This window comes from Candidatus Binatia bacterium (assembly GCA_036563615.1).
GTDB lineage: Bacteria > Desulfobacterota > Binatia > UBA12015 > UBA12015 > DATCMB01.
The window spans coordinates 1-20,848 of the sequence record DATCMB010000004.1 but is presented as its reverse complement, the minus strand read 5'-3'; the positions used below and the strand labels follow the sequence as shown (position 1 = coordinate 20,848).

General features: G+C 70.7%; 17 protein-coding genes and 1 tRNA gene. 9 read left to right on the top strand and 9 right to left on the bottom strand.

Annotated elements, in window-relative coordinates; all coding sequences use genetic code 11:
• Positions 1 to 28: 28 nt before the first annotated feature.
• Positions 29 to 1,540, bottom strand: a complete 1,512-nt coding sequence (locus VIS07_00125; GenBank protein HEY8513899.1) for a class I adenylate-forming enzyme family protein — start codon at positions 1,538 to 1,540, stop codon at positions 29 to 31.
• A 24-nt stretch (positions 1,541 to 1,564) separates the two neighbouring features.
• Positions 1,565 to 2,758 (bottom strand): acyl-CoA dehydrogenase family protein, encoded by a 1,194-nt coding sequence (locus VIS07_00120; protein HEY8513898.1) that lies wholly within the window; start codon positions 2,756 to 2,758, stop codon positions 1,565 to 1,567.
• A 156-nt stretch (positions 2,759 to 2,914) separates the two neighbouring features.
• Between VIS07_00120 and VIS07_00115 the strand changes: the two genes are divergently transcribed.
• From VIS07_00115 to VIS07_00100, 4 genes are all read left to right on the top strand, one after another.
• Positions 2,915 to 3,880: a TIGR03619 family F420-dependent LLM class oxidoreductase gene (locus tag VIS07_00115; GenBank protein HEY8513897.1), complete on the top strand. Its 966-nt coding sequence runs from the start codon at positions 2,915 to 2,917 to the stop codon at positions 3,878 to 3,880.
• Between the two features lie 33 nt (positions 3,881 to 3,913).
• Positions 3,914 to 4,693 (top strand): SDR family oxidoreductase, encoded by a 780-nt coding sequence (locus VIS07_00110; GenBank protein ID HEY8513896.1) that lies wholly within the window; start codon positions 3,914 to 3,916, stop codon positions 4,691 to 4,693.
• Positions 4,694 to 5,019: 326 nt separating this feature from the next.
• A complete protein-coding gene (locus tag VIS07_00105; GenBank protein ID HEY8513895.1) occupies positions 5,020 to 5,814 on the top strand; it encodes a hypothetical protein in 795 nt (264 codons plus the stop codon).
• The gene (locus VIS07_00100; protein ID HEY8513894.1) at positions 5,811 to 6,995 is read left to right on the top strand and encodes a hypothetical protein; all 1,185 of its coding nucleotides are present in this window, start codon (positions 5,811 to 5,813) and stop codon (positions 6,993 to 6,995) included. The genes VIS07_00105 and VIS07_00100 overlap by 4 nt, the downstream gene beginning before the upstream one ends.
• 55 nt (positions 6,996 to 7,050) lie before the next feature.
• On the opposite strand, the gene VIS07_00095 is transcribed toward VIS07_00100, so the two are convergent.
• Genes VIS07_00095 through VIS07_00080 form a run of 4 tightly spaced genes read right to left on the bottom strand, consistent with a single transcriptional unit; the run spans position 7,051 to position 11,919 of the window.
• Entirely contained in the window at positions 7,051 to 8,748 is a 1,698-nt protein-coding gene (locus VIS07_00095; GenBank protein HEY8513893.1) for a class I adenylate-forming enzyme family protein, read from the bottom strand.
• 14 nt (positions 8,749 to 8,762) lie between these two features.
• Positions 8,763 to 10,043, bottom strand: a complete 1,281-nt coding sequence (locus VIS07_00090) for a cytochrome P450 (GenBank protein ID HEY8513892.1) — start codon at positions 10,041 to 10,043, stop codon at positions 8,763 to 8,765.
• 17 nt (positions 10,044 to 10,060) lie between these two features.
• On the bottom strand, positions 10,061 to 11,290 hold the full coding sequence (locus VIS07_00085) for an acyl-CoA dehydrogenase family protein (protein HEY8513891.1): 1,230 nt from the start codon (positions 11,288 to 11,290) through the stop codon (positions 10,061 to 10,063).
• 23 nt (positions 11,291 to 11,313) lie between these two features.
• Positions 11,314 to 11,919: an MBL fold metallo-hydrolase gene (locus VIS07_00080; protein HEY8513890.1), complete on the bottom strand. Its 606-nt coding sequence runs from the start codon at positions 11,917 to 11,919 to the stop codon at positions 11,314 to 11,316.
• Between the two features lie 105 nt (positions 11,920 to 12,024).
• On the opposite strand from VIS07_00080, the gene VIS07_00075 reads away from it, so the two are divergent.
• From VIS07_00075 to VIS07_00065, 3 genes are read left to right on the top strand one after another with little or no spacing between them, the layout of a single operon-like run.
• Positions 12,025 to 13,344 carry an MFS transporter gene (locus tag VIS07_00075; GenBank protein HEY8513889.1) on the top strand — a complete coding sequence of 440 codons (1,320 nt, stop codon included), beginning with the start codon at positions 12,025 to 12,027 and terminating at the stop codon, positions 13,342 to 13,344.
• A 21-nt stretch (positions 13,345 to 13,365) separates the two neighbouring features.
• Complete coding sequence (locus tag VIS07_00070) at positions 13,366 to 14,052, top strand: cupin domain-containing protein (protein ID HEY8513888.1); 687 nt, start codon at positions 13,366 to 13,368, stop codon at positions 14,050 to 14,052.
• A gap of 13 nt (positions 14,053 to 14,065) precedes the next feature.
• Entirely contained in the window at positions 14,066 to 14,701 is a 636-nt protein-coding gene (locus VIS07_00065; GenBank protein HEY8513887.1) for a nitroreductase family protein, read from the top strand.
• A 33-nt stretch (positions 14,702 to 14,734) separates the two neighbouring features.
• Here VIS07_00065 and VIS07_00060 read toward each other — a convergent pair whose 3' ends face one another.
• The 3 genes from VIS07_00060 to ilvB all read right to left on the bottom strand — a co-directional run bounded on the left by VIS07_00060 (position 14,735) and on the right by ilvB (position 19,738).
• Positions 14,735 to 15,115 carry an EthD domain-containing protein gene (locus tag VIS07_00060; GenBank protein ID HEY8513886.1) on the bottom strand — a complete coding sequence of 127 codons (381 nt, stop codon included), beginning with the start codon at positions 15,113 to 15,115 and terminating at the stop codon, positions 14,735 to 14,737.
• A 22-nt stretch (positions 15,116 to 15,137) separates the two neighbouring features.
• The gene (gene aceE, locus VIS07_00055; protein ID HEY8513885.1) at positions 15,138 to 17,801 is read right to left on the bottom strand and encodes a pyruvate dehydrogenase (acetyl-transferring), homodimeric type; all 2,664 of its coding nucleotides are present in this window, start codon (positions 17,799 to 17,801) and stop codon (positions 15,138 to 15,140) included.
• Positions 17,802 to 17,908: 107 nt separating this feature from the next.
• Positions 17,909 to 19,738: a biosynthetic-type acetolactate synthase large subunit gene (gene ilvB / locus VIS07_00050; protein HEY8513884.1), complete on the bottom strand. Its 1,830-nt coding sequence runs from the start codon at positions 19,736 to 19,738 to the stop codon at positions 17,909 to 17,911.
• Between the two features lie 219 nt (positions 19,739 to 19,957).
• Here ilvB and tadA point away from each other — a divergent pair, with 219 nt between their 5' ends.
• Positions 19,958 to 20,473, top strand: coding sequence for a tRNA adenosine(34) deaminase TadA (tadA, locus tag VIS07_00045; GenBank protein ID HEY8513883.1), 516 nt, complete (start codon positions 19,958 to 19,960; stop codon positions 20,471 to 20,473).
• A 16-nt stretch (positions 20,474 to 20,489) separates the two neighbouring features.
• A tRNA-Ser gene (locus VIS07_00040) sits at positions 20,490 to 20,579 on the top strand.
• Positions 20,580 to 20,848: the final 269 nt, after the last annotated feature.

Here is a 20,848-nt window from a genome sequence, read left to right as displayed (position 1 = left end):
GCCGATGCGAGCGCGACGAACGCCCCCGTCAACCCAGCAGACGCCCGCCGCCCGGCGCCTCGCCGCGCAGCTTGTACTTCTCGACCCGCTGGGTCGGGGTCTTCGGCAGCGAGTCGCGGAACTCCCACTGCGTCGGCACCTGGAACTTCGCGAGGCGCGCCGCGGCGAAGGCGCGCAGGTCGTCCGTGCTCACCTCGCCGCGCGGCACGATGAACGCCTTCACCTCCTGGCCGAGCACCGGATGGTGGACGCCGACCACCGCGACCTCCGCGACCTGCGGGTGCTCGCGCAGCACCTTCTCGACCAGCACCGAGGAGATGTTCTCGCCGCCGCGACGGATGACGTCGCGCTTGCGGTCGACGAAGTACAGCCAGCCGTCCTCGTCGAGGTAGCCGAGGTCGCCGCTCAAGAACCAGTCGCCGCGCAGCGCGCGCCGCGTCTGCTCCTCGTCGCGGAAGTAGCAGGCCATGCGGTAGGGCGACTCGACCGCGATCTCGCCGGTCTGGCGCGGGCCGAGCTCGCGGCCGTCGTCGTCGAGGATGTGCAGCTTGACGCCGGGAACCGGCGGGCCGGCGGAGCCCGGCCGCGGCGCCGCGTCGAGCGGCTCGAGCGTCACGACGCCGGCGTCGGTCGAGCCGAAGCACTCGATCACGTGCGGGATGCGGAAGCGCTCCTTCACGCGGTCGCGGATCGGCGCGCTGCCGAGACCGAGGACGACGCGGATCTTGCTCGTGCGCTCGAGCTCGCTCGGCTCCTGCGCGAGCAGGATCGCGAGGATGGTGCCGAGGGTGAAGAACGCGGTCGCGCCGGTCGCGTGCGCGAGCGGCCAGAACTCGGACGCGGAGAACGCGCGCGGAAACGCGAACGTGCAGCCCGCCTGCTGCGCGGTCGCCGCGCCCGACCAAGCATTGCCGTGGAACAGCGGACCGACCGCCAGGATGACGTCGTCCGCGCCGAGCCGCATGCCGGAGACGAAGAACTCGCTCGAGCCGCCGGTGCGGTCGTGCGTGAAGAGCACGCCTTTCGGATTGCCGGTGGTGCCCGAGGTGTAGAGCAGCGTCGAGCCGTCGCCGGACTCGAGGCGCACCGGAACCTCGTCGTCGCTGCTCGCGTCGAGCAGGGTGTCGAAGCGCTCCGCACCAGCCACCTCTCCGAAGGAGGCGAGGCGCGTCGTCGCGGGGAGCTTGGTCTCGGGGGAGGTCACGTTGCCGGTCGCGCCCGCCGCGGTCAGCAGCACACGCGGCTCGGCGTGCCCGATCACGTACGACAGCTCGCGCGTGCCGAGCTGCGGGTTCACCGGATTCAGGATGCCGCCCGCCTTCAGCGCGCCGAACGCCGCGACCAGCCACTCGATCGAGTTGCCGAGCGCGAGCGTCACGCGGTCGCCCTTCTCGACGCCGAGCGCGCGCAGCGCGTGCGCCGCGCGGTTCGTCAGGCGGTCGAACTCCTCGAAGGTGACGCTGCGTCCCTCGTGCACGAGGTAGGGATGGTCGCCGCGCTCGCGGCGGTTGCGGGCGAGGTGATCGAGGAACAGCATCATTGCTCCGTTCTCACGGCTCCGCGTTCACGTGCGCGGCAGGCCGAGCACGCGCTGCGCGAGGATGTTGCGCTGCACCTCCGAGGTGCCGGAGATCAGCGTCGACGAGCGTCGCGTCGCGTACCAGTGGGCGGCGATGCCGCGGTCGGGCGAGTAGCGCTCGTGGCCGGCGAGCTGGCCGAACGGACCCTGCAGCTCGAGCGCGAGACCCGCGATGCGCTGCGCGAGCTCGCTGCCGAAGACCTTGTGGCGCGAGGCGTCGAGCGGGTTGCCGTTGCCGCGCAGCGTGGCGGTGACGCTGCGCAGACCCGAGAGCCGCAGGATCTCGAGCTCGATCCAGCACTGCGCGAGTGCTTGACGGTGCGCCGGCGTGACGTGTCCGGGCCGCTCGCCGTCCGTCACCTGCCGGGCGTAGCGCAGCGCGCGGCGCAGCGCGGTGCGCAGCTCGCCCGACATCTCGAAGACCCAGAGATCGCGCTCCGCGGCGAGCGCGCCGTTGACGATCGTCCAGCCGTCGCCAGGCGCGCCGACCAGGCAGTCGCGCGGCACCGGGACCTCGTTCAAGAACACCTGCGCGAAGTGCGGCTCGCCGACCAGGTTGTGGATCGGACGGATCTCGACGCCGGGCAGCGACATGTCGAGCAGGAAGACGCCGAGACCGTGGTGGCGGCGCGACTGCGGATCGGTGCGCGCGAGCACCAGGCACCACTGCGCCATCGGCGCGTGGCTGGTCCAGATCTTCGAGCCCGAGAGGATGAAGCGGTCGCCGTCCTCGATCGCGAGCGTGCGCAGCGACGCGAGGTCGGAGCCCGAGCCCGGCTCCGAGAAGCCGAGGCACCAGACGTCCTCGACGGAGAGGATGCGCGGCAGGAAGCGGCGCTTCTGCGCCTCCGAGCCGTAGCGCAGCAGCGTCGGACCGACGACGCCGAGGCTCACCATCTGGCCGAGCTGCGGCGGCTCGAGCGGCGCGGTCTCGTCGTAGAAGATCATCTGCTCGACGAGGCCGAGGCCGCGTCCGCCGTACTCCTTCGGCCACGCGAGGCCGAGCCAGCGGCCGCTCGCGAGCATGCGCGCCCAGGCCAGCATCGCCTCGGCGCCGGGGTGCTCGCTCGAGCAGCCGGGACGGTCGAGGATCGCCGGCTCGGGCGGTGGGTTGTTCTCGAGCCAGGCGCGCAGCTCGTCGCGAAAGCGCAGCTCGCTGGCGGTGAGCGCGAAGTCCATCGCGGCCCTTTTGGCGGAGCGTGGGGCGGGAGTCCAGCAGCGAGACGCGTCGCGCGTGCGCGACTCTCGCGCGTCTCGACGCGCGCGACGTCGGAGCGCGCGCGTCGAACGGCGCGCGCGTTGACACCCCGCGCGTCGTGCGAGTACCACCGAGCGATGCCGCAGCCCGCCGACGTCGTGCAGATCGTCCCGCCGGGCCGCCTGGTCTACGGGATGCAGCTCCCGATCCAGGCGCAGAGCACGATCTTCGCAGCACCCTGGGAGGAGTCCGCGGGCGCCGACGAGCTGCGACGCATCGCCCAGGCCTGCGATCGCAGCGGCTTCTTCTACGTCGCGGTGTGCGACCACGTCTGCGTGCCGCGCGAGCGCGCCGCCGCGATGCGCACCACCTGGTACGACACGGTCGCGACGCTCGGCTTTCTCGCCGCGGCGACGACCCGCGTGCGTCTACTGTCGCACGTCTACGTGCTGCCGTACCGTCACCCGCTGCAGACCGCGAAGGCGTTCGCGACGCTCGACGCGCTCTCCGGCGGACGCGTCATCCTCGGCGTCGGCGCCGGGCATCTCGAGGGCGAGTTCGCGGCGCTCGGCGTCGACTTCGGGCGCCGCGGCAAGCTGCTCGACGAGGCGATCGACGCCGTCAAGCAAGCGTTCCTCGACGAGTTCCCGTCGCACGCGGGGAAGACCTGGCGCTTCGCGGACCTCGGCCTCGCCCCGCGTCCCGTGCAGAAGCCGCGCCCGCCGATCTGGGTCGGCGGCTCGACGCCCGCGGCGCTGCGGCGTGCGGGCGAGCGCGGCGACGGCTGGCTGCCGCAGGGCACGCCGCGCGCCGAGCTGCCGCAGGCGATCGCGACCATCCGCGAGCACCGGCGGAAGAAGCTCGGCGACGCGCCGATCGAGATCGGCACGATGAGCGAGTGGCTCTACCTCGGCGAGCCCAGGTTCGACGTCGGGCCGAACGCGCGCACCGGCTCCGCGGAGGAGATCGCGGCGCACCTGCGCGGCCTCAAGGACATCGGCGTCCATCACCTCGGCGTCCGCTTCCGCTCCCGCTCGTGCGACGAGCTGATCGAGCAGATCGAGCGCTTCGGCGCCGAGGTCGGGCCGCTGCTCGACGCGTAGCGCACGCGGCGAGACGAGGAGGGGGGTCACAGCATGCTGCTCGAGAACCGCATCGCCATCGTCTCCGGCATCGGCCCCGGGATGGGGCGCGACATCTCGCTCACCTTCGCGCGCGAGGGCGCGGACCTCGTGCTCGCGGCGCGCAGCCCGGAGCGGCTCGAGGCGGTCGCCGCCGAGGTGCGCGCGCTCGGACGCCGTGCGCTGTGCGTCCCGACCGACATCGCCAAGCCCGAGGACTGCGCGCGTCTCGCCAAGGCGGCGCTCGACGAGTTCGGCCGCATCGACGTGCTGGTCAACAACGCCTTCAAGGGGCCGAGCTTCAAGCGCTTCGAGGACGAGGACCTCGCCGGCTGGCGGCAGGTGTTCGACGTCAACGTGTTCGGCTCGCTGCAGCTCACGCAGGCCGTGGTGCCGGCGATGAAGGAGCAGGGCGGCGGCTCGATCGTGTTCATCAACTCGATGTCGATGCGCATCATCGAGCCGACCCACGGCGGCTACGCGGCGTCGAAGGGCGCGCTGATGACCGCGGCGCAGGTGCTCGCGAAGGAGCTCGGGCGCTACAAGATCCGCGTCAACTCGGTGGTGCCGGGCTACATCTGGGGACCGGCCTTGCAGGGCTACTTCAAGCTGCTCGCGCAGCAGCAGGGGACGACGCCGGAAGCGATCTACGAGAGCGTCGCGAGCCAGACGGCGCTGCACAAGATCCCGGATTCGGAGGAGATCTCGGGCGCCGTGCTGTTCTTCGCTTCCGATCTGTCGCGCGCGGTGACCGGGCAGGCGCTCGACGTCAACGCCGGGCACTTCTTCCACTGAGCGGCGCCCGCGCTCTCTGACGTCTGTGGACGTCGGCCGTGCGCGTTGCCGGACGAATGCGCACGGCGGGCGCTCGCCGACGAGGCCGCAAGCCGCGCGCGCGGCCCGCGTCTCAAGTCGAGCATGGCGACGGTCGAAAACCTGGCTCAATGGCTCCTCTCGCGAAGCATTGGGTGCGGCGACGGGTCGCGCGCTGGGCGTCGCTGTGCGCAGCCGCCGCGGCTCTCGCGGTCGGCGGCTGCGGCGGGGGCGGCGCAAGCTCCACCTCGGTCGCCGCGAGCGCTGGCAAGGGACACCTGGTCGTCAGCAACGGCGACGATTCCGTCGTGACCTGCAACGTCCTCGGCGACGGCTCGATCGACACCTGCCGGCTCGTGCAGGTCGAGAGCCTCGACGCTCCCGGCAGCATCGAGGTGGTGTCGGGCCGCGCCTATCTCACCGACCTCGCCGACCACGGCGTGCTCGTCTGCACCGTCGACGACCGCGGCGGGATCACGGACTGCGAGACGGCGGAGCAGGGCGGCGCGCTGGTCGCGCCGATGGGCGTGATCGTCGCAGACGCCGTGCTCTACGCTTCGGGCGGCGACGGCGCGGTCGTCGCGTGCGATCTCGCGGCTGGCGGCACGCCGCGGAACTGTCGTCGCGCGCTGCCCGCGGGTACGTTCGCGAACCCGCTCGGGCTCGCCGCGCAGGACGGCCTCGTCTTCGTCGCCAACCAGGCGGCGAGCACGATCGAGGTCTGCGTCGCGAGCGCCGGCGCGCTCGGCGGCTGCACGACGTCGGACGCCGGCGGCACGCTCGCCCGGCCGACCGGGCTCACGATCGCCGACGGCCGGCTCTTCGTGACGAACGTCGTCGACGACTCGATCACGGTGTGCCGCATCGGCGCGCAGGGGAGCCTCGACGGGTGCGTCAAGTCGGCGCATCCGGAAGCGCTCGCGTGGCCGCTCGACGTCGCGGTCAACGGCTCGGTGCTCTACGTGAGCAACGCCCACACGCACACCGTCGCGACCTGCACGGTGCACGACGACGGTCGCGTCACCGACTGCGCGGCGGGCGCTGCGGGCGATCTCTTCCTCCATCCGAGCGGCGTCGCGTTCGTCGCGGAGGTGCGCCGATGATCACCGTCGGAAGAGTTCCGCGGCGGCTCGCCGCGACCAGCATGCTCGTGGTGGCGACCTTCACGTTCGCGACGCCGGCGTTTGCCGGCATCGACACGGTCGTCCAGTTCACCAACCTCTCGCCGTACACCGCGACCGTCAGCTTCTCGCCGGGCGACAGCGAGTGCTGGTACGACGACGCACCAACGGACAGCCGCATCGCCGAGTACTTCGAGCACTATCGGAACGACGCGGTGTCGAGCGCCGGCTATCGCGGCTTCCTCGAGTCGTTCAAGGCGGCGACCGGCGTCACGGACTTCGCCGCGGTTCCGACGCAGCCGATGCGCGACGCGCACGCGAGCCTCGCACCGGCGGTCGTCGGCGAGAAGGCCGCGCGAGCGCTCTTCGTCGGCGAGACCTCCGCGTCGCTCTTCGACGGCTGCAAGCTCGCGACCTCGCGGCGCGGCTTCGACCTCGTGCTGACGGACGAGTCGCAGCAGGTGCTGAGCCACCAGCACTTCGTGCTCGTCGATCCGCCCGACGATCGCTGGAGCCTGCGCCAGTCTCTGGTCGGCGCCGGCAAGGAGACCAGCATCCAGCTCGGCGCGGGCGGCCACGGCGACCCGCTCGAGATCGCGTTCACGGCGGGCGCGGCGATTCTCACGGTGGTGACGATCGGCGCGGGCGTCGAGCTGATCCTGGCGCGTGCGGCGGTGCGCGCCGCGGTGGCGGAGCTCGCCGCCGAGGAGGCGTTCTGGTCGGAGCTGCTCGAGTACGCGCCGCGCGCGCTATCGTCGACGTGGCGCCAGATGTTCTCCTACGCGCTGCGCGGCGGGCTGCGCGTCGGTCAGCAGGGCGTCGCCGAGGTCTACAGGCGGAACATCGCGACCGGCCTCGTCGCGCGGATCCTCTACGCGGCGATGATCGAGGGCTCGGTGGTGATCTACGAGCGGCTCGAGAACGGGACGGAGTCCGTGCCGTTGCCGAAGGGCTCGAAGCTCGACGCCGAGAGCGCCGGGATCGACTTCTCGTCGCCGTCGCTGCTGGCGAACTCGGGACTGCCGGAGGAGCGCTCGATCTGCGTCTACCAGACGAGCACGCTCGGCATCACCGAGTGCCGCGTGGTCGGCATCGACCTGACGATCATGCCCGACGGCTCGGTGGTCTTCATGCCGCTGCCGTCGGTGGGGAGCGGCGGCTGACGCGCGGTGCGCACGAGCGCCCGGCGCACTGAACGCCGGGCGCTCGTCGCTCGCTCTAGGACTGCAGCAGCTGCTGCTTCAGCTCGCGCTTCAGGATCTTGCCCGCCGGATTGCGCGGTAGCGGATCCGGGTAGAACCAGATCTTGACGGGAACCTTGAACGCCGCGAGCCGCTGCGCGACGTGCTGCTTGAGCTCCTCCTCGGTGACGACCGCGCCCGGCGCCGTGTGCACCACCGCGCCGACCTCCTCGCCGAGGACGTCGTGCGGGATGCCGATCACCGCGGCGTCGGTGACCGCGGGGTGCTCGTAGAGCGCGGACTCGACCTCGTACGACGAGATGTTCTCGCCGCCGCGGATCAGCAGGTCCTTCGCGCGATCGACGAGGTAGACGAAGCCCTCCTCGTCGAGGCGCGCGAGGTCGCCGGTGTGCAGCCAGCCGTCGCTGAACGACGCCGCGGTCTCCTCGGGCTTGTTGAAGTAGCCGCGCACGACGTTCGGACCCTTGATCCACAGCTCGCCGACCTCGCCGATCGGCAGCTCGCGTCCCTCCGGGTCGACGACCTTCACGTCGCACACCGGGATCGGCACGCCGACGCTGTCGGGGTGGCGCAGGTAGTCGACGCCGACGTTCATCGTCGTCACCGACGAGGTCTCGGTGAGGCCGTAGCCGTTGCTCGGCGTGCGGCCGGGGAAGAGCTCGTCGATCTTGCGCACGAGCTCGGGCGCCGCCGGCGCGCCGCCGTAGCCGATGCCGCGCAGGCTCGAGAGGTCGCGCTTGCCGAAGTCCGGGTGCTCGATCACCTGCCAGACCATCGCCGGCACGCCGCCGAAGTTGGTCACCCGCTCGCGCTCGATGAGCTCGAGCGCGCGGCCCGCGTCCCACTTGTGCATCAGCACGAGGCGGTTCCCTGCGGCGAGGTTGGCGACCAGGATCGAGTGGCAGCCGGTCGCGTGGAAGAACGGCACCGAGACGAGGTGCACACTCTGCGCGCCCGGCTCCGACGGCTGCTGCGGCGTGCCGCTGCGCAGCGCGCCGCGGGTCACGACGAAGGCGAGGCTCAGCAGGTTGCCGCAGATGTTGCGGTGGGTGCCGAGCACGCCCTTCGGAAAGCCGGTCGTGCCCGACGTGTAGAAGATGGTCGCGTCGTCGTCGGGGTCGATCGCGACCTCGGGGAGCTCGACGTTCGCCGGCACCTCACCGATCACGTCCGCGAAGTGCAGCGCGCCGCCGGGCGGCGTCGCGCGCTCGTCGCGCACCACGACGACCTGCAGCCCCGGGAGCGACGGTAGCTCGCTCTCGAGGCGGTCGAGGCGCTCGGCGTCGGCGAACAGCACCTTGGAGCCCGAGTCGCGGAGCCCGTAGGCGAGCTCGGGGCCGGTCCACCAGGCGTTGAGCGGCACGACGATCGCGCCCGCCGCCGACGCGGCCCAGAAGGCGACGCTCCACTCCGGGAAGTTGCGCATCGCGATCGCGACGCGGTCGCCCTTCTCGATCCCGAAGCGCGAGCGCAGCAGGTGCGCGACGTGCGCGACCGTGCGGAAGTGGCGGTCGTACGTCCAGCGCTCGTCCTCGTAGACGAACAGCGTCTTGTCGCCGTGCGCCTTCGTCCCCGCGAGGATCGCGGGCAGCGAGGGCGGAGCGTTCTTCCAGACGCGGGTGGGAATGCCGCGGATCGTGCGCTCCTCCATCTCGAACGGAGCGCCCGGCGCGGTCAGCATCGCATGAACTTCGGCGATGGATGGTGCGGACATGGAGCGGGGTACCTCTATGCTGCGCGTGCGCCGCCCGGCGTGAACGCGACCGGCAGGCGCTTGATGCCGTTGATGAACGCGGACAGGAGCTGCTCCGGAGCGCCGGTGCTGTGGATGTCCGGCAGGCGGCGGAACAGCTCGCGGAACATGATCGTGATCTCGCGGCGCGCGAGGTGCGCGCCGAGGCAGAAGTGCGGACCGGGCCCGCCGAAGCCGACGTGCGGGTTCGGGTTGCGGCGCACGTCGAAGCGGAAGGGATCCTCGAACACGTCCTCGTCCCGGTTCGCCGACGCGTAGTACAGGATCACCTTGTCGCCGGTGTCGAGCTTCTGCCCGGAGAGCTCGACCGGCTGCGTCACCGTGCGACGCATGAAGATCACCGGCGACGCCCAGCGCACGATCTCCTCGACCGCCGTCGGCGCCACGGCGTCGAAGTTCTCGCGCCAGATGCGCGCCTGGTCGGGATTGCGCTCGAGCGCGACGAAGCCGTGGCTGATCGCGGTGCGCGTGGTCTCGTTGCCCGCGACCGCGAGCAGGATGAAGAAGGACGCGATCTCGTCGTCGGAGAGGCGCTCGCCGTCGATCGAGGTGTTGACCAGCGCCGAGGTCAGGTCCTCGCCCGGGTGCTTGACGCGGTGCTGCGCGAGATCGCGCAGCAGCTCCGCGAGCGCCGCGCCCGCCTCCATGAAGACCTGGATCGGGTTCGAGCCGGGGGGGACGTACTCCGGGTCGCCGCCCGAGAGGATGATGTTCGACTTCTCGAAGACCAGCTGATGCTGGCTCTCCGGAATGCCCATCATGTTGCAGATGATGATGAGCGGCATCGGCGCGGCGATCTCGCTGACGAACTCGGCCTCGCCCTTGTCGATGACGCGGTCGAGCACCTGCTGCGTCACGCGCTCGACGTCGTCCATCACCGCCTGCACCATGCGCGGCGTGAAGCGCCGCGACACGATGCCGCGCAGGCGCTGGTGGCGCGGGTCGTCGAGGTTGATCATCGAGCCGAAGAACTCGTTCATCTCGGGCGGCATGTCGGGGATCGACGTCGCGCCCTGACCCGAGCAGAAGACCTCGGGACGTCGGCTGATCTCGAGGATGTCGTGGTGCTTGGTGATCGCCCAGTAGCCGCGACCCTTCGGCACGAACGGGATCTCGGGCTCCTCGAAGAAGGCGATCGGACGCTCGCGGCGCAGCGTCGCGAACGCGGCCTCACGCCGCTCCCACGGCGCCGCCCAGAACTCGGGCGTCGACAGATTGATCTCCTCGAGGGGGTACGGCTCGATGGTGGTGCTCACGTCGTCCTCTCCGGTGGTCAGATCGGCAGATTGCCGGTCGCCGCGCGCGTGCTCTTGTCCTTCTTGTAGGCGGCGATGGTTCGCTGCGCGATGCGCATCTGGTGCACCTCGTCGGCGCCGTCCGCGAAGCGTGCCCAGCGCGCGTGCTGGTACATGTGGGCGAGCGGGGTGTCGGTCGAGTAGCCGAGCGCGCCGTGCACCTGGATCGCGCGGTCGATGATGCGGTTCAGCGCGTTGGCGACGAAGTGCTTCGCCATCGACACCTCGGAGACGAAGTCCTCGCCGCGATCGATCTTGTACGCCGCGTGCAGCACCATGAGCTTCGCCTGGTAGAGCTCCATGGTGGAGTCGGCGATCATCCACTGAATTCCTTGCTTGTCGGCGAGCAGCGAGCCGTGCGCGAAGCGGTTCAGCGAGCGGTCGACCATCATGTCGAGCGCCATCTCCGCCTGCGCGATCCAGCGCATGCAGTGCGCGAGCCGCGCAGGACCCAGGCGGTACTGGCCGAGGCGATGCCCCTGGCCGCGTCCGCCGAGGATGTTCTTCGCCGGGACGCGCAGGTTCTCGATGAGGATCTCGGAGTGCCCGGTCGCGCCGTGCATGGTCTCGACCTCGCGCACGCGCGTCCAGCCCTCCGACGGGATGTCGACGATGAAGGCGGTGTTGCCCGCCTGCGGCGGATCGGGGTTTTCCTCGGTGCGCGCGATCAGGATCGCGAAGCTCGCGCGGCGCGCGTTCGAGATGAACCACTTGTGCCCGTTGATCACCCAGTAGTCGCCCTCGCGCACGGCGCGGGTCTGGATGAGCGTCGGGTCGGAGCCCGCGACCTCGGGCTCGGTCATCGCGAAGCAGCTCATCACCCGGCCCTCGCAGAGCGGGCGCAGGTACTTCTCCTTCTGCTCGTCCGTGCCCCAATGCAGCAGCGTGTGCATGTTGCCCTCGTCGGGCGCCTGACAGTTCAGCACCCAGGGGCCGTACGAGCTCTTCGCGGCTTCGGCCTGCACCATCGCGAGCTGCACGTGGCCGAGCCCCATGCCGCCCCATTCCTTGGGCATGTGCGGCAGCCAGAGGCCGGCGGCCTTCGCCTCCTCGCGCATGCCGAGCAGGATCTTGATGTACTCCGCGCGCTCGATGTCGTCGCGGTTGCCGATCTTCGCTTCGCCCGGCTTGACGACGCGCTCGATGAAGTCGCGCACGCGCAGCCGGAGCTGCTCGAGCTCGGGGGACAGAGTGAAATCGATCGCCATGGCTCCTCCAGCGATGCGTTGCGTCAGCGGGGCGGGAAGGTCGCGACGAGCTCTGCGAGACGCTCGTGCGCGCCCGTGAGAATCGGGGTGCCGTCGCCGACGAGCAGGGTGTCGAAATCGAGTGCGAGCAGCGTCTCGACGCTGCGCCGCAGCCGCTGCGGGTCGTCCATCACCTTGTCGCGCAGCAGCGAGCAGTGCCCCGGCGGGTTGCCGATCACCGCGTCGCCGACGAACAGGATGCGCCGCTCCGGCCAGTGCAGCGCGACCTCGCCGGGCGACTTGCCGGGTACAGCGACGACCACGAGCGGCCCGAAGCGCATGCCGGCGTGCAGCTCGTCGTCGATCTCCGCGCCCTGGCTGCGCGCGTACGCGGCGTCGTCGGGATGGATTGCGGTGCGCGCGCCGGTCGCGCGGCGCACGTCGTTCGCGGCGCGGACGTGGTTGCGGTTGGTGAGCAGGATGTGCCGTACGCCGCGGCGCGTAATCTCGGCGGCGTCGTCCGGCTCGAGGGCGACCGGGTCGATGCAGAGGTTGCCGCTCGCGTCGTGGACCAGGTAGCCGTTGAAATCGTAGCCGTGCGGCTCCGAGAGCCGTGACCACGTGGACACGCCGCTGACGATCTCCCGCATGTGCCCGCTCCCGGGTGAAATCACCAAACGGCCACGCGCAGTGCAAACCCGCATCTGCGTGGTGCCGTTTGCGTGCGAACGGTCGCGGACGTAGACGGGACGGCCTTGTCCGCGAAGCCGCAGAGCACCGTTGCGTCCACGCCACCGTCGCCCGGCTTCCTCGGCGAGTCGTGGCGCGCGTGGCTCGCACTCGCCGTCGGCGTGCTCGCCGTCAGCGCGCACTCGGCGCTGTCGCTCGGCATGTCGCCGCTCTTGAAGCCGATCACCGACGACCTCGGCTGGACGCGCACGCAGTACGCGACCGCGATGAACTTCCGGATGGTTCTGCTGATGGCGGTCGCACCCTTCGCGGGACAGCTCGTCGACCGCTTCGGCGCGCGCGTCGTGCTGGCCCTGGGCGCGCTCGCGATGGGCCTCGGCACGCTGGCGTTCGCGTCCGTGCAGTCGCTCGGCGAGCTCTACCTGATCAGCCTGCTGATCGGACCCGGGCAGGCGTGCATCGGATCCGTTGCCGGCTCGGCGCTCGTGCTGCGCATGTTCCAGCGCCGACGCGGCGTCGCGATCGGCGTGCTCAACGGCGGCGACAACCTGATCACGAGCGGCGTGCACGTCACCACGGCGGCGCTGCTCGTCGAGGTCGGCTGGCGCGGCGCGCTGAGCGCGCTCGGCGCCGGATACTTGACGCTCGGCGCGCTGATCTACCTCGTGCTGCGCGCCGACGAGGGCGGCGGCCAGACGCGCAGCGCGCGGGCCGGGCAGGGCGGCTCCGACCGGCCTGCCGAGCGGGCGGCGGGCGCGCGACGACCCGCGTCGGACGGCGCGCGGCTGCGCGACCTGCCGTGGTCGACGCCGGCGCTCTGGCTGCTGATCGTGACCTACGTGCTGGTCTACGCCTTCATCACCTCGGTCGGCATCCACTTCCCGGCCTTCCAGCGCGACCTCGGGCGCAGCCCGGAGGTCGCGGCCTGGATCTACGGTCTGAGCACGATGGTCGGCGCCTTCGGCTCGGTCGCGTGCGGCTGGTTCACCGAGCGCTGGTCGGCGCGCACGGCGCTCGTCCTGACCGTCGCCGGGCTCGCCGCGACGTCGGTGGTGCTGTGGCTGCCGGTCGGGACCACGACCTACTACGGCTGGGCCGTCGTCTATGGTGTGATGAACGCGAGCGCGGTCGCGCTGCTCGCGCTGGTGCTGAACGAGCTCTTCGGCGCGGTGCAGATCGGCCGCTTGATGGGCGTCGCCATGGTGTTCTGCATGGCCGGCACGATCGCCGGGAACCACTTCTCGGCGGCGATGTTCGACGCCCTCGGTGGCTACACCGAGGTGTGGCGCGTCTACACCGTCGCGATGCTGATCGCGCTCGTGCCGGCGCTCGCGCTCTGGCGCGTCGGACGGGTCGCGAGGCGCTCCGCGTTGCAAGGGCCGTGAAGAATTGCTTCTTTGACCTGCATGTCGTCGAAGGTCGTGCCGCTGTCCGGGGCGTCTCTCGACGACGCCGTCCTCGACGAGGTCCGCGCCGAGCGTGAGGACTCGCTGAGCGGCCCGGACAGCCCCGAAGGACGCGAGATGGGTCGCGCGGTCGGTGCCAACGTCGCGGCGCTGCGCAGCGAGCGCGGCATCGACCTCGAGACGATGGCCGCGCGCAGCGGCATCCGGACCGACCTGCTGCAGGCGCTCGAAGCGGGGCAGGCGGTGCCGAGCCTGCGCGCCGTCTGGCACCTCGCGACCGCGCTCGAGGTCCCGTTCGGCAAGCTGCTCGCGAACACGATGTTCTCGAACGTCGGCGATCCCGACTTCCGCGTGCAGCGTCACGACCGCGGCCGCGTGATCGCGTCGGCGGACAATCGCTTCCGCTCGCGCGTGCTGTTCCTCGAGGGCGATCCGCGTGCGCCCGAGGTCTACGAGCTCACGCTCGAGCCAGGCTGCTTCGAGGCGGCGGAGGCGCACGCGCGCGACACCTTCGAGCACCTCACGGTCATCCGCGGCGAGCTCGTCGTGCGCTCGGGCGACTCCGAGGCGCGCTTGAAGGCGGGCGACACGCTGTTCTTCCGCGCCGACGTGGCGCACAGCTACGAGAACCCCGGCTCCGAGCCGACGCTCGCGCACCTCGTGATGAGCTACGCGGGCATCTCCTGACGAGGATCGTATCGTGGATCTGGCCTCGACCGATCGTCTGCTGACCACCACGCGCTCGGTGCGCAAGCGCCTCGACTTCTCGCGCCCGGTCGAGCGCTCGGTGATCGAGCGCTGCATCGAGATCGCGCTGCAGGCGCCGACCGGCGGCAACATGCAGGACTGGCACTTCGTCGTGGTGACCGACGCGGCGAAGCGGCAGGCGCTCGCGGACCTCTACCGCAAGGGCTGGGAGTTCTACCTCAAGCTCGAGCGCCCGCCGATGGCGGAGGACGATCCGCGCACGCAGCAGCTGCCGCGCATCGTCGATTCCGCGCAGTACTTGACGGATCACTTCCACGAAGCGCCGGTGATGATCATCCCGTGCATCGGCGGACGCGTGGAGAACATGGGCGTGTTCGCCCAGGCCTCGACCTACGGCTCGATCCTGCCGGCGGTGTGGTCGCTGATGCTCGCGCTGCGCAGCCGCGGCATCGGCAGCGCGTGGACCACGATCCACCTGCTGCACGAGAAGGAAGCGGCGCAGCTCCTCGGCATCCCGGACCACGTCACGCAGGTCGCGCTGCTGCCGGTCGCGTACTTCAAGGGCACGGACTTCAAGCCCGCGAAGCGCCTGCCGGTGAGCAAGGTGACGCACTGGGACGGCTGGTGAGCGCCGTCCCCGCGCGCGGCGCCGTCGGATCCCTCAGCGCTGCCGGATGACCTCGTTCTCGTGCGCGAGCCAGAGCGGCGAGCGCGCGAGGTCGATGAAGCGCTTCTCGTCCTCGAGCAGCTCGAGCGAGGCGGCGCGACCTTCTTCGGTGGCCGTCGCGGCGGCGAGGTCCTCGGCGCTGCGCCACCACAGCTCGGCGATGCCGTCGTAGCCCTCGGGGCCGCCGCGCGACGCGCGCAGCGCCTCGTTCAGCGGGTCGGACGCCGGCAGGGAGTGCAGCTGCACGTAGCGCTGGATGCGCAGCGTCTCGGCGTGACGCCGGACGAGCGGCGCGTGCGTCTCGCGCCAGTAGCGCTGGAACTCCTCGCGGGTGAGGTGCGGCAGCCGCGTCAGGCAGAAGACCAGCTTCAGCATCGCGCTCCTCTCTCGCCGCCGCTCACGACACGGCGGGGTCGGGCTTCTCCGGGTCGATGCCGAACTCGACGATCGCGTCCTGCACGCGCTGCGGCTCGATCTCCTCGCGCCGCGCGAGCTCGTGCAGGGCGGCGACGCAGATCGACTCCGCGTCGACCTCGAAGAAGCGCCGCAGATCCTCGCGCGCGTCGCTGCGGCCGAAGCCGTCGGTGCCGAGCGCGTGCAGACCGTCCGGCACGTACGGCGTGAGGGTCAGCGGCAGCGTCTTGACGTAGTCGCTCACCGCGATGACCGGCCACGGCTCGGCTTCGAGCACCTGACGAACGTAGGGGACGCGCGGCGTCTCGAGCGGGTGCAGCATGTTCCAGCGCTCGACCGCGAGCGCGTCGCGGCGCAGCTCGTTGTAGCTGGTGACGCTCCAGACGTCGGCGGCGACGCCGCGCGCGGCGAGCAGCTCCTGCGCGCGCAGCGCCTCGGGTAGGATCGAGCCGCTGCCGAAGAGGTGCACGCGCAGCGGCGCGTCGACGCTCGCCGGTCGCAGCTTGTAGAGGCCCCGCAGGATGCCTTCCTCGACGCCTTCCGGCATCGGCAGCTGCTCGTACGCCTCGTTGTAGACCGTCAAGTAGTAGAAGATGTCCTCGCCGTCGACGTACATCCGTCGGATGCCGTCCTCGACGATGACCGCGATCTCGTAGGCGTAGGCCGGGTCGTAGGCCCGGACCGTCGGCACCGAGCTCGCGAGCACGTGGCTGTGGCCGTCCTGGTGCTGCAGGCCTTCGCCGGCGAGCGTCGTGCGGCCGGCCGTCGCGCCGATCAGGAAGCCCCTTCCGCGGGCGTCGGCGTTCAGCCAGATCAGGTCGCCGATCCGCTGGAAGCCGAACATCGAGTAGAAGAAGAAGAACGGGATGGTGTTGACGCCGTGCGCGGCGTAGGCGGTCGCCGCCGCGACGAACGACGCCATCGAGCCCGCCTCGGTGATGCCCTCCTCGAGGAGCTGCCCGTCCTGGGCTTCGCGGTAGAAGGCGACGACGTCGGAGTCGACCGGCTCGTAGATCTGTCCCTGCGACGAGTAGATGCCGAACTTGCGGAACAGCGCGTCCATGCCGAACGTGCGCGCCTCGTCCGGCACGATCGGCACGACGAGCCGGCCGATCGTCGGATCGCTCATCAACCGGCGCAGCATCGCGACCGTGACCTGCGTGGTCGCGACGTCGCGACCGCTCGCCTCGGTGCGGAACTCGTCGAAGATCTCGCGCGGCACCTTCGGCAGCGGGTGCGCGCGCACGATGCGCCTCGGCACCGGGCCGCCGAGCGCCGCGCGACGCTCCTGCAGGTAGCGGATCTCCTCGGTGTCGTCGGCCGGGCGGTAGAAGGGCACCTCCTCGAGGTCCCGGTCGCTGATCGGGATGCCGAGGCGGTCGCGGAAGTCGCGCAGCTCGGTGCCCTTGAGCTTCTTTGCTTGATGGCTGAAGTTGCGGCCTTCGCCGGCGGCGCCGAGGCCGTAGCCCTTGATGGTCTTGGCGAGGACCACGGTGGGCGCGCCGTTGTACTCCACGGCCCGGGCGTAGGCGGCGTAGACCTTCTCCGGGTCGTGGCCGCCGCGGCGCATGCGCTGCAGCTTCGCGTCGGTGACGTTCTCGACGAGCTTCAGCAGCTCGGGGTACTTCCCGAAGAAGTCCTTGCGGATGTAGTCGCCCGACGAGACGCTGTACTTCTGGTATTGACCGTCGGGCACCTCGCCCATGCGGCGCACGAGCAGGCCGGTCTCGTCGCGCTCGAGCAGCGGATCCCAGTCGTCGCCCCAGATGACCTTGATGACGTTCCAGCCGGCGCCGCGGAACGCGGCCTCGAGCTCCTGGATGATCTTGCCGTTGCCGCGCACCGGACCGTCGAGGCGCTGCAGGTTGCAGTTGACGACCCAGATCAGGTTGTCGAGCCGCTCGCGGGAGGCGAGGGTGATCGCGCCCATGCTCTCGGGCTCGTCCATCTCGCCGTCGCCGAGGAACGCCCACACGCGGCTGCGCGAGGTGTCGGCGAGGCCGCGCGCGTGCAGGTAGCGGTTGAAGCGCGCCTGGTAGATCGAGCAGATCGCCGAGAGCCCCATCGAGACGGTCGGGAACTCCCAGAAGTCCGGCATCAGCCAGGGGTGCGGGTAGGAGCTGAGTCCGCCGCCGGGGGCGAGCTCACGGCGGAAGTTGTCGAGCTGGCGCAGCGAGATGCGTCCCTCGAGAAACGCGCGCGCGTAGACGCCGGGCGCCGAGTGACCCTGCAGGTAGACGAAGTCGCCCGGCCCGTCCTCGGTGTGGGCGCGGAAGAAGTGGTTGAAGCCGACCTCGAGCAGCGTCGAGAGCGACGCGTAGGTCGAGATGTGTCCGCCGATGCCGCCCGAGTGCCGGTTGGCGCGGACGACCATCGCCATCGCGTTCCAGCGGATCTGGTTCTTGATGCGCCGCTCGAGGTCGCGGTCGCCGGGGTAGACCGGCTGCTCGTCGAGCGGGATCGTGTTGACGTACGGCGTGTTGGCGGTGAACGGCGTGATGATGCCGTGCCGCTGGCCGTACTCGATCATCCGCGAGAGCAGCAGCCGCGCGCGGTCCTCGCCCTCGCCACGAATGACCTGCGCGAAGGACTTGAGCCACGCGTCGGTCTCGGGTGGGTCCACGTCACGCTGCGGAGCGATGTCCATGCGTGGCAGGCTACCACGTTGGCCACGCGGTAGAAATTTCGTGCCGCGTGGCCCGCGCGATTCGTGGCTGGCGTCAAGCCGGGGTCAGAGCCCGGCGTTTGCGTCCGTCAGAAGCCGGCGTTCGGATCGACGACGACGTCCTTCTTCGTGCGCGGCGTGATGTACTTGCCGGTGATCATGTCCTTGTAGCCCATGCCCGGACCGATCATCGGGTAGACGTGCGCCGTCTGGTCGGTGATGACCTCGAGGAACGCGGGGCCGTCGAAGGAGACGAACTCCTCGAGCGCCTTGCGCAGATCCTCGCGCTTGGTCACGCGACGGGCGAAGCCGAAGCCGTCCGCCTCCGCAGCGCGCACGAAGTCCTTCTTGTGCAGCGTCTTGTCGGAGCCCGAGTAGCGGTTGGCGTAGAACAGGTCCTGCCACTGGCGGACCATGCCGTCGCCGTAGTTGTTCAGCAGCAGGACCTTCACCGGGATGTCGTAGGTGGTGAGGGTCTCGAGCTCGCCGAGGTTCATGCGGATCGAGCCGTCGCCGTCGACGTCGATCACCAGCTTGCCCGGGTTCGCGAGCTGGGCGCCGATCGCGGCCGGCAGGCCGAAGCCCATCGTGCCCATGCTGCCCGAGGTCAGGAAGTGCCGCGGGTGGCGGAAGTCGAGGTACTGCGCCGCCCACATCTGGTGCTGGCCGACGCCGGTCGCGACGATCGCCTCGCCGCCGGTGATCTCGTTGAGGAGCGAGAGCACCTCTTCGGACTGAATCTGCGGCGACTCGCGGTTGTAGTTCAGCGGATGCGCCTTGCGCAGCCCGTCGACGTAGGCGAACCAGCGCGAGAAGTCCTTGCGGAAGTTCTTGCCCGCGCGCGTCAGCTGCGCGAGCCCGCGCTTCGCATCGCAGACGTACGCCCAGTCGACGCCCTTCACCTTGCCGATCTCGGACGCGTCGATGTCGAGGTGCGCGATCTTCGCGTTCGGCGCGAACTCCTTGACCTTGCCGGCGACGCGGTCGTCGAAGCGCGCGCCGACGGCGAACAGGAAGTCGCAGTCCTCGACCGCGTAGTTCGCGTAGGCCGTGCCGTGCATGCCGAGCATGTGCAGCGACAGCTCGTCCTTGGTGTCGATCGCGCCGATGCCGAGCAGCGTCGTCACGACCGGGATGCGGAAGCGCTGCGCGAAGGCGCGCAGCTCGGCGGCGGCCTCGGCGTTGATGACGCCGCCGCCCGCATAGATCAGCGGGCGCTCGCTCTCGCCGAGCAGCCTGTAGAAGTCCTTCGCCAGGCTCTCGGGGAGCGTCGCGCGACGCAGCAGGCGCTGCCGCTCGTCGTAGCCGCGCAGGTGGAGCAGGCCGGAGCCGCGGAACGTGCCCTGGCTGAGCTGCACGTCACGCGGGACGTCGATGACGACCGGACCGGGGCGGCCGCTGCGCGCGAGCTCGAACGCCGTGCGCACCGTCGCCTCGATCTTGGTCTCGTCGGTGACCAGGAAGACGTGCTTCGCGCAGGCCGACATGATGTTGAACACCGGCGCTTCCTGGAACGCGTCGGTGCCCATCGCGGCGCGCGGCACCTGACCGCAGATCAGAACGACCGGCACCGAGTCGGCGTGGCAGTCGCGGATCGGCGTCACCGAGTTGGTCGCGCCGGGACCCGAGGTGACGATGAACACGCCGACCTTGCCGCTCGCGCGCGCGTAGCCCGCCGCCATGAAGCCCGCACCCTGCTCGGTGGCGGGGACGATGAGGCGGATCTCCTCGTCCTTCGGCCGGCTCGCGTTGTGCCGGAAGATCGCGTCGTAGGTCGGGAGGATCGCTCCGCCGCTGTAGCCGAATACCGTGTTTACGCCCTCGTCCGCGAGTACCTGGACGATCATGTCCGCGCCGGTCATGGTGGTCCCGGCGAGAGGATGTCTCTCGGGCGTCTTGGGCTCGGGCAGGCTCGGCATCTTCGATCTCCGCCCCCGTTTGGGGTCCGCGACGGCGCGCACGCGCGCTCGTCAGTGCCCCTCGGATGGGCCTCCTTCAGGCGTACCGTCCCGGTACGCGTTGTCGTTTTTCGCTAGCACCGTGCGGGTTTGCGCGCCAGATGCCCGTTGTCACGGACGTGGTGGAATCGCCGTCGGAGGTCACTTGCGGCGGAGGCATGCCTCGTCGAGGATCCCGCCATGGCCGCCGCCGACGACGAAGCGTGGATGGAGATCGCCCTCGACGAGGCGCGACGTGCCTCGGACGCGGACGAGGTGCCGGTCGGCGCCGTGGTGGTGCTCGAGGGGCGCGAGCTCGCGCGCGCCCACAACGCGCCGATCACGCTGTGCGACCCGACGGCGCACGCCGAGGTCCTCGCCCTGCGCGCCGCCGCGCGTGCGGTCGGCGCGTACCGTCTGCCGGGAGCCGTGCTCTACGCGACGGTCGAGCCGTGCGCGATGTGTCTCGGTGCCGCGCTGCACGCGCGCGTCGAGCGGATCGTGTACGGCGCGGCCGATCCGAAGGGCGGGGCGGCCGGCTCGGTCGTCGATCTCAGCGACGTCGCCGCGTTCAACCACCGCGTCGCGGTCACCGGCGGCGTCCTCGCCGAGCGCTCGGCGAAGCTGCTGCGCGACTTCTTCGCCGCACGTCGTCCGAGGTCCGCTCGGCGCGCCACGTCGGCCGCGCCGGTTGCGGCTGCAGCCGACGAAGGTTAGACGTGCGCGGTCCGGGGGAGAGGTGGCCGAGTCCGGTTGAAGGCGCACGACTCGAAATCGTGTGTGCCCCAAAAGGGCACCGTGGGTTCAAATCCCACCCTCTCCGCTCCACTCCCGGCCGAGGACGCAAGGTCCCGGTGCTTGACGCCGGTCCGCGGTCCATCGGAGGCTTCGCCCAACCGGCGGAGTCCACTGCACGCGCAGCGCGCGCAGTGCACCCGTCGAGCCCAAGGGCGACAGCGAGGAGGGAGGGCTTTGCCCGACCGACGAGGCCCATCGGAGGAGCGCAGGTGAACGCGCGCAGCGCGGTCACCGAGCACCGCACGGGGGCGAAATTGCTGCGAGGAGGGAGGGCTTTGCCCGACCGACGAGGCC

Bases quoted from the DNA above. Each gene is read 5' to 3' on its own strand.
- VIS07_00095 (HEY8513893.1), bottom strand. From the start codon at position 8,748: ATGTCCGCACCATCCATCGCCGAAGTTCATGCGATGCTGACCGCGCCG.
- VIS07_00110 (HEY8513896.1), top strand. From the start codon at position 3,914: ATGCTGCTCGAGAACCGCATCGCCATCGTCTCCGGCATCGGCCCCGGG.
- ilvB (HEY8513884.1), bottom strand. From the start codon at position 19,738: ATGCCGAGCCTGCCCGAGCCCAAGACGCCCGAGAGACATCCTCTCGCC.
- VIS07_00120 (HEY8513898.1), bottom strand. From the start codon at position 2,758: ATGGACTTCGCGCTCACCGCCAGCGAGCTGCGCTTTCGCGACGAGCTG.
- tadA (HEY8513883.1), top strand. From the start codon at position 19,958: ATGGCCGCCGCCGACGACGAAGCGTGGATGGAGATCGCCCTCGACGAG.
- VIS07_00115 (HEY8513897.1), top strand. From the start codon at position 2,915: ATGCCGCAGCCCGCCGACGTCGTGCAGATCGTCCCGCCGGGCCGCCTG.
- VIS07_00125 (HEY8513899.1), bottom strand. From the start codon at position 1,540: ATGATGCTGTTCCTCGATCACCTCGCCCGCAACCGCCGCGAGCGCGGC.
- VIS07_00080 (HEY8513890.1), bottom strand. From the start codon at position 11,919: ATGCGGGAGATCGTCAGCGGCGTGTCCACGTGGTCACGGCTCTCGGAG.
- VIS07_00100 (HEY8513894.1), top strand. From the start codon at position 5,811: ATGATCACCGTCGGAAGAGTTCCGCGGCGGCTCGCCGCGACCAGCATG.
- aceE (HEY8513885.1), bottom strand. From the start codon at position 17,801: ATGGACATCGCTCCGCAGCGTGACGTGGACCCACCCGAGACCGACGCG.
- VIS07_00085 (HEY8513891.1), bottom strand. From the start codon at position 11,290: ATGGCGATCGATTTCACTCTGTCCCCCGAGCTCGAGCAGCTCCGGCTG.
- VIS07_00060 (HEY8513886.1), bottom strand. From the start codon at position 15,115: ATGCTGAAGCTGGTCTTCTGCCTGACGCGGCTGCCGCACCTCACCCGC.
- VIS07_00070 (HEY8513888.1), top strand. From the start codon at position 13,366: ATGTCGTCGAAGGTCGTGCCGCTGTCCGGGGCGTCTCTCGACGACGCC.